We start from the raw sequence: 18158 nt of genomic DNA on the forward strand, positions 1-18158 counted from the left end.
CCTAAGCCCCGCGCCAGCAGGGAGCCTCTGCAATGCAACAGACGGCATCGGCCGCCTCCGCCCTGGTCCCTCTGAACGAGGCCCGGATGGCCCAACTCGACCGCGCCACCGAGCACTTGGATCCGCCGTTCGCCGTGGTGGACCTGGACGCCTTCGACGCCAACGCCGCCGATCTGGCACACCGGACCGGCTCACGCGCCACCATCCGGCTGGCCAGCAAGTCGGTCCGTAGCCGCCATCTGATAGCGCGTGCGCTCGAGCGGGACGGCTACCACGGCATTCTGGCCTTCACCCTGCCCGAAGCCCTGTGGCTGGCTCGGGAGCACGAAGACGTGGTCATCGGCTATCCGACCACGGACCGCACCGCGTTGCGGCAACTGGCGAAGGACGAGCGCGCGGCCTCGCGCATCACGCTCATGGTCGACTCCGTCGGCCAACTCGACTTCATGGACGACGTGTTGGGCTCAAGCCGACCGGACCTTCGCCTCTGCATCGACCTGGACGCCTCGCTGGAACTGGCCGGCGGACGCCTCCACCTGGGCCCGTACCGCTCCCCCGTGCACACTCCGGGGCAGGCCGCGGAACTCGCCCGCGCGATCGTGGGCCGGCCCGGGTTCCACCTCGCCGGGCTCATGTCGTACGAGGGTCAGATCGCCGGTCTCGGCGACAACCAGCCGGGGTCGCCGCTGAAGCGTGCCGCGCTCCGCGCCATGCAGCGCTTCTCCGCCCGGGAGCTGGCCGAACGGCGGGCAGCCACCATCGCCGCCGTCGAGGCCATACAGCCGCTGGAGTTCGTCAACGGCGGCGGCACCGGCTCCATCGAGCAGACCGCGGCCGAGCAGGTGATCACCGAGGTCGGTGCGGGATCTGGTCTCTACGGGCCCGGACTGTTCGACTTCTACCGGCGCTTCCGCCCGCGGCCCGCCGCCTTCTTCGTCATGCCGGTTGTACGCCGCCCTTCCCACCGGATCGCCACCGTCCTCGGCGGCGGCTGGGTCGCCTCCGGGCCGCACGGCAAGGACCGGCTGCCCACCCTGAGCTGGCCCCAGGGCCTGCGGATGAACCCCCTGGAGGGCGCGGGCGAGGTCCAGACACCGGTGCTCGGCAAGGCCGCGTACGGTCTGCGGCTCGGTGACCATGTGTGGTTCCGGCATGCCAAGGCGGGCGAGCTGTGCGAGCGCGTGAACACGCTCCATCTGGTGGCGGGCGGGCAGGTCGTCGGCCAGGTCCCGACGTACCGCGGCGAGGGCCACGCCTTCCTCTGAGCCACCAACTCACCCAACCTGACAGCCAGTTACGTAGCAAGCAGGAAGGAAGGTCGTGGAGACAACCCGCTACCGTACGCCCCGGGACCAGGCCCCCGAGCGCAGGAGCGTCTGGCGGAACTGGGACGGGAACGTCACCGTCCGCCCGGCACGCGTCACCGCTCCCGCGTCGGTCCAGGAGCTCCAGGCCGTCGTACGCGAGGCAGCCGAGGACGGCCTGACGGTGAAGCCCGTCGGCAGCGGCCACTCCTTCACCCCGGCCGCCGCGACCGACGGCGTGCTGATACGGCCCGAGAACCTCACCGGCATCCGCGCCATCGACCACGCGGCCGGCACCGTGACCGTGGCTGCGGGAACCCGGCTCGAGACACTGAACCTGGCCCTGGCGCGGGAGGGCCTGTCGCTCACGAACATGGGCGACATCATGGAGCAGACCGTCTCGGGCGCGATCAGTACCGGCACCCATGGCACGGGCCGCGCGTCGGCCTCGATCGCGGCACAGGTCCGCGGCCTTGAACTGGTCACCGCCGACGGCTCCTTGATCACCTGCTCGGAGACGGAGAACCCGGAGGTCTTCGCGGCCGCCCGCATCGGACTGGGCGCACTGGGAATCGTCACCGCGGTCACCTTCGCCGTGGAACCGATCTTCCTCCTCTCGGCACGCGAAGAACCGATGACCTTCGACCGGGTCACCGCCACCTTCGACGAACTCCACGCGGAGAACGAGCACTTCGAGTTCTACTGGTTCCCGCACACAGGCAACTGCAACACCAAGCGCAACAACCGAAGCGCGGGCCCGCCCGCTCCAGTGGGTCGGCTCAGCGGCTGGTTCGAGGACGAGTTCCTCTCCAACGGCGTCTACCAGGTGGCCAATTCGCTGGGTCGTGCCGTTCCCGCGACCATCCCGGCGATCGCGAAGATCTCCAGCCGGGCCCTTTCGGCTCGTACGTACACGGAAATCCCGTACAAGGTCTTCACCTCGCCGCGCCGCGTGCGCTTCACGGAGATGGAGTACGCCGTCCCGCGCGAGGCCCTGGTGGAGACCCTGCGCGAACTGAAGGTCATGGTCGACCGCTCGGACCTGCGGATCAGTTTCCCCGTGGAGGTCCGTACGGCACCCGCGGACGACATCACGCTCTCCACGGCGTCCGGCCGCGAGAGCGCCTACATCGCCGTCCACGTGTACCGGGGCACGCCGTACCACCAGTACTTCTCGGCCGCGGAACGCATCTTCACCGCCCACGACGGCCGCCCGCACTGGGGCAAGCTGCATACGCGGGACGCCGGCTACTTCGCAGAGGCGTACCCGCGCTTCGCGGAGTTCACTGCCCTGCGCGACCGTCTCGATCCCGACCGGCGGTTCGGCAATGAGTACCTGCGCCGGGTGCTGGGCGACTGAATCGGTGACACGGGTCGACCGGGCGGGGCCGCCCGCCACTGCCAGGGTTCTGTGCGGCAGGATGAACCCATGAGCATCGTCAAGATCAACGTCCTCACCGTGCCGGCCGAGCAGCGCGAGACGCTGGAGAAGCGGTTCGCCTCCCGGGCCGGGCTCGTCGAGAGTGCCGACGGGTTCGAGTGGTTCGAGCTGCTCCGCCCGGTCGACGGCACGGACAACTACCTCGTCTACACCCGGTGGCGTGACGAGGCGTCGTTCCAGGCCTGGATGGAGGGTTCGATGAAGGAAGCGCACCAGGGCGGGGCCGACCGTCCCAAGCCGGCTGCCTCCGGATCGACCGTGTGGACCATGGAGGTCCTGCAGCAGGCGGAACCGAAGGCCGGCTGACCGTTTTCCCGGCGGCGTGCTTGGGAGCGGAGGCCGCTCCCAAGCATCGGCCGCTTGGGCCACGTACTGTCACAGACCGTCGCGAACCATGGCGGCGACGATGTGGACGTGCCGATCGGCCGCCGTGTTCGAGAACTCGTTCTCGTAGTTCAGACCGTACGGCCAGAAGTGGCCGCCGCCGGTGGACAGTTTGGCGCCCGAACCGTCGTACTGCCTGACCAGTGCCGTGGCCTGTGCACCGGTCCAGGTGCCGCTTCCGGCGAGGCGGGACCAGCCCGCGCTCGTTCCCACGCCGATGGTGTGGGCGATCTCGTGCAGGGCGGTCCGCTGGGTCATGTAGCTGCGGTTGCTGCCGAAGCGGATGGTTCCGTTGATGTTGCCGTCGGCGGTGGGCACGCCCGGCTCGTAGCGGACCCTGATGTTCTTGCCGAGGTCGCTGAGGTTGTTGTAGCGGGACACAGCGGCGTTCATGGCCGCCGTGATGCGGTTGTACGCGTCCTGCTGGTCCGCGGTGGGATTGCTCGCCCGCTCGAGGCTCCAGGTGATGCTGGCCGCCGCCACCCGTTCCTGCGCTGGTGCCAGTGCGGCTTGCGGGGCGGCCTGCGCGACGCCGGGCCCGGCCAGCATGGCGGCTGCCAGGGCGGCCACGGCCAGCTTGTTGCGCCAGGGTATGGATGGTCTCTCGGTGGGCAACGGGGTCCGTCGTCGGCTCATCGGGGTTCCTCCGTGGATACCCCCGCGTTCAGGCGGGGAAGGAAACAGACTCCTGCGGAGCAGGGCAGGGAAAGCCGATTCGCCGCCAGCGCGGATCGTCGTCCACCGCCAACCACCTGCAGAAGAGTGGTAGCTTGTACGCCGCCCGGTCGGCGATAACCAAGCTGGCCGGGTCTACCGCCGGGCTGGCGGGATGTCAGGTCTGTGGAGCTGGTGTAAGACTGCTGGGCGTACCAACGTCCCTTGCCGTTGATTCGGGGCAGCTGCTGTCTGAGAAGCAGAAAGCTCGACCCGCGAGGGTCGAAACGCCCTGCTTCAGCTGGGGGAGAAGTCAAGGAAGGGTTCCTCCTGTGGGGGTGGGCCGTCGAGTGTCGGGGTGACGGCGGATCAGTCCGTCCGTCTCGCTTCGGACGGAATGTCGTGGGGCGGGCGAGCTCAGGCGCTCAGCCACCGGTCTTTCCGACGCCCGCCCCGGCCCGCACCAGAGAGGGAACGTCGGCAGCGGGGTCCAGCGTGTACGAGTAGTAGGTGCGCGGCTCGGTCACGGTGCCGTTGGTCTCGCATGTACCGGATCCGGTGAAGGTGTTGTTGCGCTGCACCAGTCGGCCCGGGCCCGACTCGTCGTATCCGCTCGCGGAGTAGCAGGGGTACTCGACGCCTTCGAAGTGGTTGCCCTCGACCAGCACGCCCGCGTTCATGGTCGACGCGACGCCGTAGATGGCGTTGCCCTTGTAGTAGTTGTTGTAGACGTGCACCGGTTCGCCGAACCGTACGCGCGGATGCCGCTGCCGTGAGCCGTCGAAGAAGTTGTGGTGGATGGAGACCTTCAACTTGCCGGTGTCCTGGCCGCTGTTGCTGTCGGAGTGACCGAGCAGCATGCTCTTGTCGGTCTTGTTGAACCAGTTCCATGACACGGTCACGTACTCGGAGCCGCGGACGATGTCGATCGCCCCGTCGACGGCTCCGACGAACTCGTTGTGGTCGATCCAGATGTGATGGGACTCCTGGCCGACGTTGACGGCGTCGTCTTCGGCGTTGGTGAACCTGATGTTCCGCACGATGACGTTGTGCGAGCGGTAGAAGTCCAGGCCACCGCCGTTGATGACGGCTGACGAACCGACCCCGACGATGGTCTTGTTCGGGCGCACGCCCTGCTTACTGGTGATGTCGATGGTGCCCTGAACCTGGATGACCAGCGGACCGGTCGTGTCGATGTACTCCAGGAACTGCTCGGTGCTGGTGGCGGTGACGGTCGGGCCGCCGGCTCCGCCGGTGGTGCCGTTCTGGCCGAGTGCGTTGACCGCGGCGAAGCCGGTGGGCGAGGTCTCGGCCCGTAGCGTCGACGTCTGCGCGGTGGCACTGCCGCTGCCTGCCGGCACCATCGTCGCGCCGAGGAGCAGGGCGAGCGCGAGAGCGGGAAGGCCGCGTGCGGGGCGTAATGGACGCTTCCTTGCGGACGTCTTCGGGAACGACGCCGTCTTGCGGTTCCTCGAGTGCATGTCGGCACTCTCCCGTCAGGAGATGCACCCCGCGCGTCGGATGGCGCGGAGGCGTAAATGCAGAGGCATGAGCAGGGAGAAAGCGCTTTCCAAGATTTCGTGAATGCTAATCAGGTGTTTTGAGCATGTCAACGGATCGGCGGAGCCGTGTCAGGCTGTGCGGGACCGGGCACAGGCGGCGGGGTCTCACGGTGACCCCGGGGCTCGCCTCCTCGGCATCGCGACGGGGCGGGACGCGGCGGCCTTGAGGAGGCGGCGGAATGTGGGGCATTCCATGTGGCTCGGAGCGGGGCAGTCGGCGGCGTGCCGCAAGGAGTCGCGCAGGACGCCCAGTTCGCGGATCTTCCTGTCCAGTTCCTCCGCCTTGGCCGCGAGCATCTGCCGGTCGATACGCGGCTGTCCGTCCGGCGCGAACATGCGCGCGATCTCGTCGAGCGAGAACCCGGCCGTGCGCCCCAACGCGATCAGCGCCAGGCGCTCCAGTACGCCGGGATCGTACTGGCGGCGCAGGCCTCGCCTGCCGGTCGAGGCGATCAGCCCCTTCTCCTCGTAGAACCGCAGCGTCGAGGCGGGCACCCCGGCGCGCTGCGCCACCTCCGCGATGTCCAGTTCCTCCGCCATACCCTTGACCTCAAGTCGACTTGAAGTAGCACGCTTTCACCTCGCCCCGATGTGGACAAGCCCAGGAGACGACCATGGACGCCACGCGCAGGACCGATGACGAACAGGCAGCCCGTTGGAGCGGGCCCGCCGGCAACGCCTGGGTCGATGCACAGGCAGTGATGGACGAGCTGCTCAGGCCGTTTGAAGAGCTCCTCGTCGAAGCGATGTCCGTGGGACCCGGAGGTCACGTTCTCGACGTGGGCTGCGGCACCGGCAGCACCACAGTGGCCGTGGCACGACAGCTCGGTCCTGCGGGTCGCTGCGTCGGCGTCGACATTTCCGAACCGATGCTCAGCGCTGCCCGGGCGCGTGCCGAGGAGGCCGGTACACCGGCGTCCTTCATCCACGCCGACGCAGAGGACCACGCGTTCGGAAGCGCAGTTTTCGACGCCGTCATTTCGCGCTTCGGCGTCATGTTCTTCAACGACTCCGTCCGGGCCTTCTCGAATCTACGGAGCGCCGCGAAGGACGAAGCCGAACTCCGTTTCATCACCTGGCGCGGTCCCGCGGAGAATCCGTTCATGACGACGGCCGAACGCGCCGCGGCACCGTTCCTGCCGAATCTGCCCGCCCGAAAGCCGGACGAGCCGGGGCAGTTCGCCTTCGCGGACCCGGACCGGATTCACCGCATCCTGACGGAGAGCGGCTGGACCGGTATCGACATCCAGCCGATCGACGTGGCCTGCACCCTGCCCGAGAAGGAACTGGTCGGTTACTTCACCCGGTTCGGCCCCGTCGGCGTGGCCCTGCGGGAGGTGGACGAGCAGACCCGCGCACAGGTCGTCGAAACGGTTCGCGTCGCGTTCGAGACCTATGTGCAGGGCTCGGATGTCCGCTTCACCGCGGCCTGTTGGATGGTCGGCGCCCGGGCTTCTTCCGCGTCGACCGCGCCGGAGTAGGGTGCGCGGTCCGATGCTCACCACGGGGTGGGAGGCGTCAGGGTCACTCGCGCTGCACGATCGGGCAGGTGGACTCTGCAGGCCCATCCGGTCCGTCCGATCCGGTCCCGTCGGGTTCGGTCGCGTCAGTCACATCGGGTCCGTTCTGGTCCTCGAAACTTTCGTGTTGTCCGGCGCCCCTTTCGGGTCCGCAGGCCGCTGAAGGATAGTGAGGGCGCTGTCTACGGGCCTCACGAAGGGACAAGATGACGCGGAAGAAAGCCCTGGTCGTCAGAGGTGGATGGGAGGGGCACCAGCCGGTCAAGGCCACTGAGCTGTTCCTGCCCTTCCTGCAGAGCAACGGATACACCGTCCGGGTCGAGGAGTCGACCGACGTCTACGCCGATACGGACGAGATGGCCGCCACCGACCTCGTCGTACAGTGCATCACCATGTCGGAGATCGCCCCAGAGCAGTTGGCGGGACTGAACGCGGCGGTCGTGGGCGGCACCGGCTTCACCGGCTGGCACGGCGGGATCGCAGACTCGTTCCGCGCCTCCTCCGACTATCTCCACCTGGTGGGAGGTCAGTTCGCCACACATCCGGGCAAGGATCCGTGCGAGCGACGCGGTGACGAGACGGACTACTACCTGCCGCACACCATCAACATCACCGAGCTGGGCCGCGGCCACCAAATCACCGCGGGCATCGAGGACTTCGAGCTGGACACCGAGCAGTACTGGGTGCTCCACGACGACCTCATCGAGGTCCTGGCCACCACCACGCATCCCGCCCAGCCGTGGCAGCCCTGGGACCGGCCGGTCACCACGCCGGCGATCTGGACCCGGCGTTGGGGCGCCGGCCGCGTCGTGGTGACGACACCGGGCCACAGCCTCGACGTCCTGGAGAACCCCAACGTCCGCACCATCATCGAAAGGGGCATGTTGTGGGCGACGCGCACCGCATAGGCGTCGTAGGTCTCGGAGTCATCTCCCGCGCGTACCTGGACACGCTCGTCGGCCATCCCGCCGTGCAGGTCACCGCGGTCGCCGACCTCGACGCCTCCCGGTCGGCCGCGATCGCCGCCGAACTGCCCGGCGTCCAGGCGCTGTCCGTCGAGGAGTTGCTGAGCAGCCCGGACGTGGACACGGTGCTCAACCTCACCGTCCCCGCAGCCCATGCCGAGATCGCCCTCGGCGCGATCGGCCACGGCAAGAACGTATACGGAGAGAAGCCGCTGGCCGCGACGCTCCCCGAGGCCCATGCCGTCATGGAGGCCGCCGCGCGGGCGGGCGTCGGTGTGGGGTGCGCGCCGGACACCGTCCTGGGAACCGGAATCCAGACGGCGCGTGCTGCGGTGGCGGCGGGAAGCATCGGGCGCCCGTTGTTCGCCTCGGCCGTCATGGTCACCCCGGGGCACGAACGCTGGCACCCGCACCCCGACTTCTACTACACCGCCGGGGGCGGCCCTCTGATGGACATGGGCCCGTACTACCTGGCGTCGCTCGTCCATCTGCTGGGTCCGGTGCGTGCCGTGACCGGGGCGGCCGGGCGGCTGCGCGACGAGCGCGTCATCGGTTCCGGACCGCGTGCGGGCGAGCGGATACCGGTCGAGGTGGACAGTCATGTCTCCGGTGTGCTCGAGCACGTGAGCGGAGTCCTGACGACGATCACGACGAGCTTCGACGGTGTGGCCACCACGGCCGCGCCGATCGAGGTCCACGGCGAGACGGGGACCCTCGCCGTTCCGGATCCGAACGGCTTCGACGGCGCGGTGCGGCGCTTCGAACTCGGCGATACGCAGTGGCGCACGCTTCCGGTGTCGGCGGGCTACGTCGGCGGCGCGCGGGGCGTCGGACTGCTCGACTTCGTCGCCGCCGACGCACAGCGGGCGCCTCGTGCGAACGGCGAACTCGCCCTACATGTACTGGAGACGATGAGTGCCCTCCTGCGCTCGTCGGCCGAGGGGCGCCGCATAGAGCTGACGTCGTCGGCGGAGCCACCCGTGCCCGTTCCGCTGACGGCTGCCGAGGAGTGGAGTGGGCTCGCCGCCTGGTGAAGCCGGCGGGCTGAAGGCGGCGTGCTGAAGTCGGCGGGTGTCAGTCCACGGGCCATGTGTGGGCGGGCGCGTTCATGTGCATGTAGTCGATGTACGTCGTGGTCATCTGCCGCAGCGCCTCCCCCCGGTCGGAGGTTCCCGCCTTCTCCAGGTGGTGGACCATCTCCGCCTGCCACAAGGCGCCGTTCCGCGCCGTCACGCAGCGCTGCTCGATGATCCCCAGCAGGGGTTCGCGCCACTCCGCGTCCATGCCGGTCAGCTCGAGGCCCCGGTGGGCCAGGGGCAGCAGGCGCCTCAACACCAGTTCTGTGACGGGGACTTCGCCCGCGCCGGGCCAGTAGAGGCGGGCGTCGATGCCGTCGCGGGCCGCGGTGTGCAGGTTCTCCTCGGCGACCGAGAAGGACATCCGCGTCCACACGGGCCGGTCCTCGTCGACGAGGGCGCGGGTCAGGCCGTAGTAGAAGGCGCCGTTGGCGATGATGTCGGCCACGGTGGGGCCGGCGGGCAGGACGCGGTTCTCGATGCGCAGATGGGGTCGGCCGTCGGTGACGGCGTAGACGGGGCGGTTCCAGCGGTAGATCGTGCCGTTGTGCAGCGTCAGTTCGCCCAGTTGCGGGATGCCTCCGCCGTCGAGCGCCTGCTGCGGGTCCTCGTCGTCGCACAGGGGCAGCAGTGCCGGGTAGTAGCGCACGTTCTCCTCGAAGAGGTCGAAGACGCTGGTGATCCAGCGCTCTCCGAACCACACCCGGGGTCGTACGCCCTGGGCCTTGATCTCCTCGGGGCGGGTGTCGGTGGCCTGCTCGAACAGGGGGATGCGGGTCTCGCGCCACAGCTCCCTGCCGAAGAGGAAGGGCGAGTTCGCGGCCAGGGCGATCTGGACGCCCGCGATGGCCTGGGCCGCGTTCCAGTAGTCCGCGAACTGCTTCGGGTCGACCTGCAGGTGGAACTGGGTGCTGGTACAGGCGGCCTCAGGGGTGATGGCATCGGCGTACATCGACAGGCGCTCCACGCCGTCCACCCTGATCCGCAGGTCCTCGCCGCGTGCCGCGAAGATCTGCTCGTTGAGCAGGCGGTAGCGCGGATCGCCGGACAGGGCGCTCTCGCCGACGTCGCTCTCCCCCAGGGTCGGCAGAATGCCGATCATGATCAGGTGCGCGCCCACGGCGGAGGCGCGTTCCTCGGCGTGGTTGAGGGCGTCGCGGATCTCCTGCTCCCAGTCGCCGGGGCCGCCGGCCGTCAGTTGCCGGGGCGGGATGTTGATCTCCAGGTTGAAGCGGCCCAGTTCGCTCGCCCAGGCGGGGTCGGCGATCGCCTGGAGGACCTCGGTGTTCCGCATCACCGGTCGACCGTCGGCGTCCACCAGGTTGAGCTCGATCTCCAGCCCGACCTGGGGGCGTTCGCTCTCGAAAGCCGACTCGCGCAACATCTGCGTCAGCACATCGAGGCAGGTGTGCATCTTCTCCCGGTACCGACGGCGGTCCTCCCGCGTGAACACCAGGGCCGGCACATCACGTCCCATCGTGGCCCTCCCGAGTTCCCTCGGCGGATGCCTCTTGTCCCCCTAGGGTCGCACTTCGGGCGGAACCCGGACAGTCAGCGAACGGTGGCGGTTCTGCGGTATCGAGTGAGCAGGCGGTGCCGTGCCGGGCCGGTCACAGGTCGAGGACGAGGCGGGGCCCGCAGGAGCGGGAGACGCAGATGAGCATGGTGTCGCCGGTGGCCCGTTCGTCCTCGCTGAGCAGGGAGTCGCGGTGGTCGGGCGTGCCGTCGAGTACGTCGGTCTCGCAGGTGCCGCAGGTGCCTTCGCGGCAGGAGAAGTCCACGTCGACGCCTGCCTCCTCGAGGGATTCGAGGACCGAGCGGTCGGGCGGCACGGTGAGAGTGAGCCCGGCGCGGGCGAGCACCACCTCGAAGGCCGCGGCGGGGCGGGCTTCGGCTGCCTGCACCGGGGCGAACCGCTCGACGCCCAGCGTGCCGCCCGGCCAGTCGGCGCACTGCTCCTGCGCCGCCCGCAGCAGGGGTTCGGGGCCGCAGGCGTGCACCAGGGTGCCCTCCTCGGGTGAGCCGAGGAAGGCAGCGAGGTCGAGCAGGCCGTACTCGTCCTGTGGGCGGACGAGCACCCGGTCCCCGTACGGCGTGAGTCGGTCCAGGAACGCCATGGAGGTGCGGGTGCGGCCGCCGTACAGCAGACGCCAGTCGGCCCCGGCAGCCTCGGCGGCTTCGACCATCGGCAGGATCGGTGTGATGCCGACGCCGCCGGCGATGAACAGCTGGCGCGTGGCCGGCCGCAGCGGGAAGTTGTTCCGCGGCCCGCGGACGCGCACGGCGGAACCTTCCGGCAGGTGGTCGTGGACGTACGCGGATCCGCCGCGACCCTGCGGCTCACGCAGGACGGCGATGCGCCACACGTCCGGTTCGGCGGGGGCCCCGCACAGCGAGTACTGGCGGATCAGGCCGCCGTCCAGGAACAGATCGAGGTGCGCTCCCGGCGTCCAGGACGGGAGCGGCCGGCCGTCCGGGCGGCGCAGGGTGAGGGAGACGACGCCGTCGGCGACGTGGGTACGGGTCGCCACGACGAGGGTCTCCTCGTCCAGGGGCAGCTGGTCGGTCATGGTGGGTCAACCTGGTCTCGTACGGATGTGGGGACGGACGCGGGCGGGAGGTGCGGGGTCAGGCTCGCGGTGGTACGTGCAGCAGCAGCGCGTCGCCCTGGCCGCCGCCCCCGCACAGGGCCGCCGCTCCGGTACCGCCTCCGCGCCGCCCCAGTTCTGTCGCGAGGGTCAGCACCAGCCGGGTGCCGGTCATGCCGACCGGGTGTCCCAGGGCGATCGCGCCGCCGTTGACGTTCACCTTGTCCAGCGGGATGTCCAGCTCCCGTACGGAGGCCAGGGCCACACCGGCGAACGCCTCGTTGATCTCGAACAGGTCGAGGTCGGCGGTCTTCAGCCGGCCGTCCCGGGACAGGGCGTCACGGATCGCGCCGGCCGGCTGGACGAGCAGGGAGGGGTCGGGGCCCGCGACCGTGCCGTAGGCGCCGATTTCAGCGAGCGGGGTCAGGCCCTCCCGGCGGGCGCGGTCGGCGCTCATCACGACGACGGCCGCACCGCCGTCGGAGAGCTGTGAGGAGTTGCCCGCGGTGACCGTACCCCCGGCGGAGAAGGCGGGCTTCAGGCGCCCCAGGCTCTCCGCGGTACTTCCCGGACGTATCCCCTCGTCGGCCGCCACCAACGTCTCCTCGCCGCGACGCCCGGCCACCGTGACCGGGGCGATCTCCGCGGCCAGGGCGCCGGATTCCTGGGCGCTCAGGGACCGTTGGTGCGACCGTGCGCTGTACTCGTCCTGCTCCGCGCGGGTGAAGCCGAACGGCTGCTGGTACCGCTCGGTGGCCGCGCCCATGGAGACCCCGTCGAAGGCGCAGACGAGGGCATCCCGGTCGAGGGCGTCCTCGACCGCGGCAGGCCCGTACTTCCAGCCGGTACGGGCTCCGCGCAGCAGGTGCGGGGCCCCCGACATGGACTCCATCCCGCCCGCGACGACCACCTCGTGGCGCCCGGAGGCGATCATGAGGTCGGCCAGGGCGATGGCGTGCAGACCGGACAGGCAGAGCTTGTTGACGGTGCTCGCCGGTACGGCGAACGGAATGCCTGCGCTGACGGCGGCCTGCCGTGCCGTATTGGGACCGGCTCCCGCCTGGACGACATGGCCCATGACGACGGCTTCCACCGCGGCCGGGTCCAGGTGTACGGCGGCCAGGGCGGCGCTGATGGCGTGTGCGCCGAGGTCGGCGGCGGACAGCGGGCTCAGGGCGCCCATCAGTTTGCCGATGGGTGTTCTGGCGCCGGCGACGATGACGGATCCGGGCACGGACGGGACCTCCTGAAGGGGATGCGGGCAGGTCAGGCGACGGCGTCGACGGCGCGCTCGGCGACCATGTGGGCCGTCTCGTTCACCGAGTGCAGAACGATGCGTCCGCCCGGCATCCGTCGCACCCGGCTGACCGAGGTGTAGCCGGGGTGGAACCAGAACATGCGGGAGAGGCCGAGCACCGTCGCCAGGTAGGTGTTGGTGATGCCGCCGTGGCACACGACCGCGACCCGCCCGCCGGGATGGGCGTCCAGGATCGTGTCCATGGCCCGCGCCGCCCGCTCCCGGAAGGCGTCCCAGTCCAGGTCGGGCACGAAGTCCTCGTACCGTCCCTCGGAGAGCGCCACCGAACGGGGGTCGTCGGCGTTGATCTGCTCCGGCGGCGTGTAGGGGTGCGAGACGTCGGTGTCCCATTCGCGCAGGTCGTCGAGGACGGTGGCGCTCATGCCGGTGAGCCGCTCCAGCGGGGCCACCGTTTCGCGGGCCCGCTGGAAGGGGCTGGTGTAGAGGGCGTCGACGTCCTCGTGCACGAGCCAGGCCGCGAGACGTTCGGCCTGGGCGGTGCCCTCCTGCGACAGGCCCGGGTCGTAGACGCCCGCCATGGGGAGGCCGTGCCGGATGAGGAGGAGTTCAGTCATGGGGATCCTTCGTATGTACGGGTGGCGGGCGCGGGTTCTTCCGTGCTCAGCCGGCGATGGTGCGCTCGGAGCGCCAGTAGGGGCGGCGCATCGCGCGTTTGTCGAGCTTGCCCATCGCGTTGCGCAGGAGGCTCGGGACGAACTCGTACGACTTGGGGCACTTGTAGGCGGCCAGCCGGTCGCGGCAGAACCGGTCCAGCTCCTCGGCCGACGGCTCGTCTCCGGCGGCCACGACCAGCGCGCGCAGCGACTCGCCGAAGTCCGGGTGGGGCACACCGATGACCGCGATCTCGGCGACCGCAGGGTGGCGGCGCAGTACCGCCTCGCTCTCGGCCGGGTACAGGTTGACCCCGCCGGAGACGACGACGTCGGCGGCCCGGTCGGTGATGAAGATGTAGCCGCTCGCGTCGACGTAGCCGATGTCGCCGAGTGTGAAGACGCCCGGCGCGAGATAGGCGGCCTTGGTCTTGTCCGGGTCCGCGTGATAGCGCACTCCGCCGCCCTCGGGCGCCTGGAACGCCAGCAGCCCGAGCTCGCCGGGCGGCAGCGGACGGCCGTTGTCGTCGGTCACGAGGACCTCGTACGGGGGCTGGACTCGCCCGACCGAACCGGGATGCTCCAGCCACTCGGTGCTGCTGATGCGTGCCACGGTGCCCGCCTCGCTGGCGCCGTAGGACTCGGTCAGCACCGGGCCGAACCACTCGATCATGGTCCGCTTCACGTCCGGCGGGCAGGCGGAACCCGTGTGAGAGACCTGGAGGAGGCTGGAGACGTCGTACCGGCTGCGCACCTCTTCCGGCAGGGCGAGCAGGCGTTGGAAGTGGGTGGGCACCATGACCGTGGAGGTGACCCGCCACTCCTCGACGCGGCGCAGGAACGCCTCCGCGTCATATCCGCCGAGTACGACCACCTGCTGACCGGCCGCCAGGTGCCGCAGGGATGTCAGCGGCGCGTTGTGCTGCAGGGGGCCGCACACGAGGTGCGGTCCCGGCGGGAATCCGGGGCGGGCCGCGATCGCGGCCAGGTATGCGGAGCTGTCGGCGACCGGGCCGCTCACCCAGCGCACCTCTGTGCCGCGTGCCCGGCCGGTGGTTCCGGAGGTGTAGACGAGGGGCGGCCGGGCGGCACGGCCCGTGGGCAAGGTCCGTCCGGTGGGCGCCGCCGCCAGCCACAGGTCCCACTCGAAGGCGTGCCCGATGGCCGAGGTTCCGTGCATCACGAGCGGCAGGCCCAGTTCGCGGGCCGCCTCCAGGGCGGGGACCGCACCGGCGGGTCCGGAGATGATCCCGGTCGCGCCCGCGTCGGTGATCTGGTCGACGAGTTCGCCCACCATCAGGTGCCGGGAGGTGGCGACGGTTCCCACTCCGGCGCGCAGGCCGGCCAGATGGGCCACCAGAGTGGGGATCGCGTTGTCGCCGAGGACGGCGACCCGGTCGTCCGGGCCGGGTGCGATCTCCAGCAGCCGTGCAGCCGCCCGCGCGACCTGATCGGCGAGCTCCGACCAGGTCAGCACGCCCTGATCGTCGACGAGAGCGGGCTCGTGGGGTGTCTCCTGGGCACGACGGTCGAGTGGTAGCAGAGACATGGCTCCTCCGGCGGCTCCTCGGGCCCCTCCCGGTGCGTGGGAGAGTCAATGCCGAGACTGTAGCGTTTATCAAGAAAGTACGGAACACTCTGACCCGAGCCGCAAGCATCCGCCCATGGCTCCGGCGGGCAAGGGGTTGCATGCACTCTCCCTGTTACTGAACCCGCCATCTGGTAACTGCTCTTGAGGAGGAGCCATGTCCCAGCCCGATCTGGACGCATGGCGCACACAGGTCCGGCAGTGGCTGACCACCGTGCTCGAACCGGCCGGGGAGACCGAGGCCACCGGTGATCTAGCCGTCTTCCACAACCTCCCCGAGGACGAGGAACGCCTGCTGCTGGAACGCTGCCGCGTCTACCAGCGCGCCCGCTTCGACGCCGGGTACCAGGCCCTGACCCTCCCTGGGGACAAGGGCGGCGCGGGCCTGACCGCCGCCCACGTGGCGGCCTTCGCCCAGGAGGAGTCGGCCTTCGAGGTCCCGCCCTCCACCGAGCTGATCAGCGTCACCGTGCGCCTGGTCGGGATGTCGGTCTCCCTGTTCGGGACGGCCGAGCAATGTGACGAGTACGCACGGGCGTTTCTGCGTACGGACCTGCTGGCCTGCCAGCTCTTCAGCGAGCCCGGCGCCGGTTCCGACCTCGCCGCGGTGCGTACGCGCGCCCGGCGGGACGGCGAGGACTGGGTGATCGACGGTCAGAAGGTGTGGACCTCGGGAGCCCAGTTCGCCGACTTCGGGCTGCTGCTCGCCCGCACCGATCCGGACGTCGTGAAGCAGGCCGGCATCACCGCGTTCCTGGTCCCGATGGACGCGCCCGGCATGGAGGTGCGCCCCATCCGCCAGATGAGCGGCGGTGCCTCGTTCAACGAGGTCTTCCTCAGCGGCGTACGCGTTCCGGACCGGCTGCGGATCGGGCGCCCGGGGCAGGGCTGGGAGGTCGCCACCACCACTCTCGCCTTCGAACGGACCGCCTCCGGCAGCGGCAACCGGCGCAAGGGCGGCACTTTCGACGATGTGCTCGCCCTCGCGCGCTCGCTCGACCGCACAGGAGATCCGCTGGTTCGCCAGCAGCTCGCCGACTTGTACGTGCGTACCGCGCTCCGTGCCGCCACGGTGGACCGCGTCGCCAGGGCGAGTGCCGCCGGTGACAAGCCGGGCCCGGAAGCGTCCCTGACCAAACTCATGGCCTCCGACCTGCTGAGTCGCACCGGGCAGGTCGCCGCCGAGCTGATGGGCGCCCGGATCAGCGCCGACACCGGGGAACCAGGCACGTTCGCCTGGACCCAGCACCTGCTCGGCGCCCCCGGCTACCGGCTGGCCGGCGGCACCGACCAGATCCAGCGCAACCTCATCGGCGAGCGCGTACTGAAACTGCCGCCGGAACCGCGGGTGGACCGGGTGCCGTTCTCACAGCTTCCTGGTAACTGACACGTCGGCCGCTACGGCCTTCACCGCATCACGGCATAACCGCATCACGGCATCACAAAGGAGTGGCATCGATGGATCTGGGACTGACAGGTGCGAAGGCACTGGTGACCGGCGCGAGCCGGGGTATCGGCCGGGCGATCGCGGGAACACTGGCTGCCGAGGGCTGCGCGCTGGCGCTGTGCGCCCGGGGCGAGGAGGCCCTGGCAAAGGCGGCCGCAGAGTTGCGTGGCGAGGGAGCGACGGTGTTCGCCGAGCCGGTCGACGTCACCGACCCGGTCGCGCTCGCGGGCTTCGTGGAGCGGGCGGCCGGCGAACTCGGCGGCCTGGACCTGCTCGTGTCCAACGTGTCGGCGGGCAACGTCAAGGGCCCCGAGTCGTGGGAGGCCAGCCTGCGCGGTGACCTGGTCCCGTTCGCCGGACTGGTCGAGGCGGCCATGCCCTTCCTGGAGGCCTCTGACCGGGCCGCTGTGGTCGCCATCGGCACCACCAACGCCTCCGACACCGCCCGCCCGGCCGGAGCCAACTCGTACTCCGCCATGAAGGCCGCGGTCGTCCAGCACGCTTCGGCTCTGGCGCACTCCCTCGCTCCGAAGGGCATCCGCGTCAACACGGTCTCCCCCGGCCCGATCGACTTCCCCGGCGGCGCGTGGGAGACCATCCGCACCAGCCGCCCGGAGGTCTACGAGGAGGTCCTCGCCAAGCTGCCCATCGGCCGCTACGGCACCGCCGAGGACGTGGCCGCGGCGGTGGCGTTCCTGCTCGGACCCCGAACCGGCTCCTTCTGCGTCGGCGTCAACCTCGTGGTGGACGGCGGGCTGTTGACCCGCGTCCAGTACTGAGCCGTGGCGGGCCCGGCCGGCCGCCTGGACGCCGTGCTGGTCTGCGGCGGCAAATGGCACGACTTCGACTACGCGCGGCTGCGGCTGCTGGAACTGCTCGGCGAGCATCCCCAGGTGCGTACGACGGTCCACCAGGACTACGACTGCGTGGCCGAGCTGGAGAAGGCCGACCTGCTGGTCACCTACACCTGCGACGTACGGCCCCGCCCGGCCCAGCGGGCCGCGCTGGCCCGGTTCGTCGAGCGGGGCGGGCGCTGGCTCGCCCTGCACGGCACCAACGCGGTGATCGAGGCGCCGGCGTCCGGTGGGCCGCGGGTGTTCAGCACACCGCGGCTCCTCGGGGAGCTCGCCGAGGTGCTCGGCAGCCAGTTCGTCGCCCATCCGCCGATCGAACCGTACGAGGTCCAGGTCACCCTGCCCGGCCATCCGCTGGTCGCCGGGATCGAGCCGTTCACGGTCACCGACGAGTTGTACGTCTGTGAGCTGCACGGGGAGCTGGAGGTGCTGCTGCATGCCGAGTACACGGGGCCGTGCCGGGGTTTCGCCGAGGGCGACACGGCGGCGGTCGACGACGCGCCGCGGCCTGTGCTGTATCTGAAGCGACACGGTCTCGGTGAGGTGTGTTGCTTCACCCTCGGGCACTGCCGGGGGCGCTACGACGTGCAGGACCTCGGTGTGGATGACACCGGGCGGGTGGACCGGGGGCCCTGGGAGACGACGGAGTTCCTGACAGTGCTGGGACGGTGTGTCGAGAGGGTCGTGGGTGTCACGAGCCCGGTGGGCGGCTGAGCGAACCGGGGCGAACGGCCTCGTCCTCAAACGCCGGACGGGCTGATTTCAGCCCGTCCGGCGTTTGAGGACCGGGGGTCCAGGGGGCAGCGCCCCCTGGTGGGGTCTGGGGCGGAGCCCCAGAAGGATGGGACGGGTAGGGGCGGCGGGGGC

General features: G+C 70.1%; 17 protein-coding genes. 9 read left to right on the forward strand and 8 right to left on the reverse strand.

Annotation, left to right across the window (positions count from 1 at the left end; genetic code table 11):
• Positions 1-32: 32 nt before the first annotated feature.
• From ACQEVY_RS01615 to ACQEVY_RS01625, 3 genes are all read left to right on the forward strand, one after another.
• Positions 33-1265: an amino acid deaminase/aldolase gene (locus ACQEVY_RS01615; protein ID WP_432943985.1), complete on the forward strand. Its 1233-nt coding sequence runs from the start codon at positions 33-35 to the stop codon at positions 1263-1265.
• 55 nt (positions 1266-1320) lie between these two features.
• Positions 1321-2664, forward strand: coding sequence for a D-arabinono-1,4-lactone oxidase (locus ACQEVY_RS01620; RefSeq protein ID WP_432943987.1), 1344 nt, complete (start codon positions 1321-1323; stop codon positions 2662-2664).
• Between the two features lie 69 nt (positions 2665-2733).
• Positions 2734-3051, forward strand: a complete 318-nt coding sequence (locus ACQEVY_RS01625) for an antibiotic biosynthesis monooxygenase family protein (RefSeq protein WP_432943989.1) — start codon at positions 2734-2736, stop codon at positions 3049-3051.
• A 69-nt stretch (positions 3052-3120) separates the two neighbouring features.
• Here ACQEVY_RS01625 and ACQEVY_RS01630 read toward each other — a convergent pair whose 3' ends face one another.
• From ACQEVY_RS01630 to ACQEVY_RS01640, 3 genes are all read right to left on the reverse strand, one after another.
• Positions 3121-3678, reverse strand: a complete 558-nt coding sequence (locus ACQEVY_RS01630; protein ID WP_432955015.1) for a hypothetical protein — start codon at positions 3676-3678, stop codon at positions 3121-3123.
• Between the two features lie 530 nt (positions 3679-4208).
• A complete protein-coding gene (locus tag ACQEVY_RS01635; protein ID WP_432943991.1) occupies positions 4209-5264 on the reverse strand; it encodes a pectate lyase family protein in 1056 nt (351 codons plus the stop codon).
• Positions 5265-5450: 186 nt separating this feature from the next.
• Positions 5451-5885, reverse strand: a complete 435-nt coding sequence (locus ACQEVY_RS01640) for a helix-turn-helix domain-containing protein (RefSeq protein WP_432943993.1) — start codon at positions 5883-5885, stop codon at positions 5451-5453.
• 74 nt (positions 5886-5959) lie between these two features.
• Here ACQEVY_RS01640 and ACQEVY_RS01645 point away from each other — a divergent pair, with 74 nt between their 5' ends.
• The 3 genes from ACQEVY_RS01645 to ACQEVY_RS01655 all read left to right on the forward strand — a co-directional run bounded on the left by ACQEVY_RS01645 (position 5960) and on the right by ACQEVY_RS01655 (position 8864).
• Complete coding sequence (locus tag ACQEVY_RS01645; RefSeq protein ID WP_432943995.1) at positions 5960-6826, forward strand: class I SAM-dependent methyltransferase; 867 nt, start codon at positions 5960-5962, stop codon at positions 6824-6826.
• 245 nt (positions 6827-7071) lie between these two features.
• On the forward strand, positions 7072-7773 hold the full coding sequence (locus ACQEVY_RS01650) for a ThuA domain-containing protein (RefSeq protein WP_432943997.1): 702 nt from the start codon (positions 7072-7074) through the stop codon (positions 7771-7773).
• Positions 7752-8864 carry a Gfo/Idh/MocA family protein gene (locus tag ACQEVY_RS01655; RefSeq protein ID WP_432943999.1) on the forward strand — a complete coding sequence of 371 codons (1113 nt, stop codon included), beginning with the start codon at positions 7752-7754 and terminating at the stop codon, positions 8862-8864. The genes ACQEVY_RS01650 and ACQEVY_RS01655 overlap by 22 nt, the downstream gene beginning before the upstream one ends.
• A 40-nt stretch (positions 8865-8904) precedes the next feature.
• Here ACQEVY_RS01655 and ACQEVY_RS01660 read toward each other — a convergent pair whose 3' ends face one another.
• From ACQEVY_RS01660 to ACQEVY_RS01680, 5 genes are all read right to left on the reverse strand, one after another.
• Positions 8905-10383 carry a glutamate--cysteine ligase gene (locus ACQEVY_RS01660; protein WP_432944001.1) on the reverse strand — a complete coding sequence of 493 codons (1479 nt, stop codon included), beginning with the start codon at positions 10381-10383 and terminating at the stop codon, positions 8905-8907.
• A 133-nt stretch (positions 10384-10516) separates the two neighbouring features.
• On the reverse strand, positions 10517-11476 hold the full coding sequence (locus tag ACQEVY_RS01665) for a PDR/VanB family oxidoreductase (protein ID WP_432944003.1): 960 nt from the start codon (positions 11474-11476) through the stop codon (positions 10517-10519).
• Positions 11477-11534: 58 nt separating this feature from the next.
• The gene (locus ACQEVY_RS01670) at positions 11535-12728 is read right to left on the reverse strand and encodes an acetyl-CoA C-acyltransferase (protein ID WP_432944005.1); all 1194 of its coding nucleotides are present in this window, start codon (positions 12726-12728) and stop codon (positions 11535-11537) included.
• Between the two features lie 32 nt (positions 12729-12760).
• Positions 12761-13366, reverse strand: a complete 606-nt coding sequence (locus ACQEVY_RS01675; RefSeq protein ID WP_432944007.1) for a histidine phosphatase family protein — start codon at positions 13364-13366, stop codon at positions 12761-12763.
• A gap of 46 nt (positions 13367-13412) precedes the next feature.
• Positions 13413-14951 (reverse strand): AMP-binding protein, encoded by a 1539-nt coding sequence (locus ACQEVY_RS01680; RefSeq protein ID WP_432944009.1) that lies wholly within the window; start codon positions 14949-14951, stop codon positions 13413-13415.
• A gap of 196 nt (positions 14952-15147) precedes the next feature.
• Here ACQEVY_RS01680 and ACQEVY_RS01685 point away from each other — a divergent pair, with 196 nt between their 5' ends.
• From ACQEVY_RS01685 to ACQEVY_RS01695, 3 genes are all read left to right on the forward strand, one after another.
• Positions 15148-16377: an acyl-CoA dehydrogenase family protein gene (locus ACQEVY_RS01685; RefSeq protein ID WP_432944011.1), complete on the forward strand. Its 1230-nt coding sequence runs from the start codon at positions 15148-15150 to the stop codon at positions 16375-16377.
• Between the two features lie 71 nt (positions 16378-16448).
• The gene (locus tag ACQEVY_RS01690; RefSeq protein WP_432944013.1) at positions 16449-17216 is read left to right on the forward strand and encodes an SDR family NAD(P)-dependent oxidoreductase; all 768 of its coding nucleotides are present in this window, start codon (positions 16449-16451) and stop codon (positions 17214-17216) included.
• A gap of 3 nt (positions 17217-17219) precedes the next feature.
• Positions 17220-18005, forward strand: coding sequence for a ThuA domain-containing protein (locus ACQEVY_RS01695; RefSeq protein WP_432944015.1), 786 nt, complete (start codon positions 17220-17222; stop codon positions 18003-18005).
• Positions 18006-18158: the final 153 nt, after the last annotated feature.

This window comes from Streptomyces sp. CA-288835, from assembly GCF_050936385.1.
GTDB lineage: Bacteria > Actinomycetota > Actinomycetes > Streptomycetales > Streptomycetaceae > Streptomyces.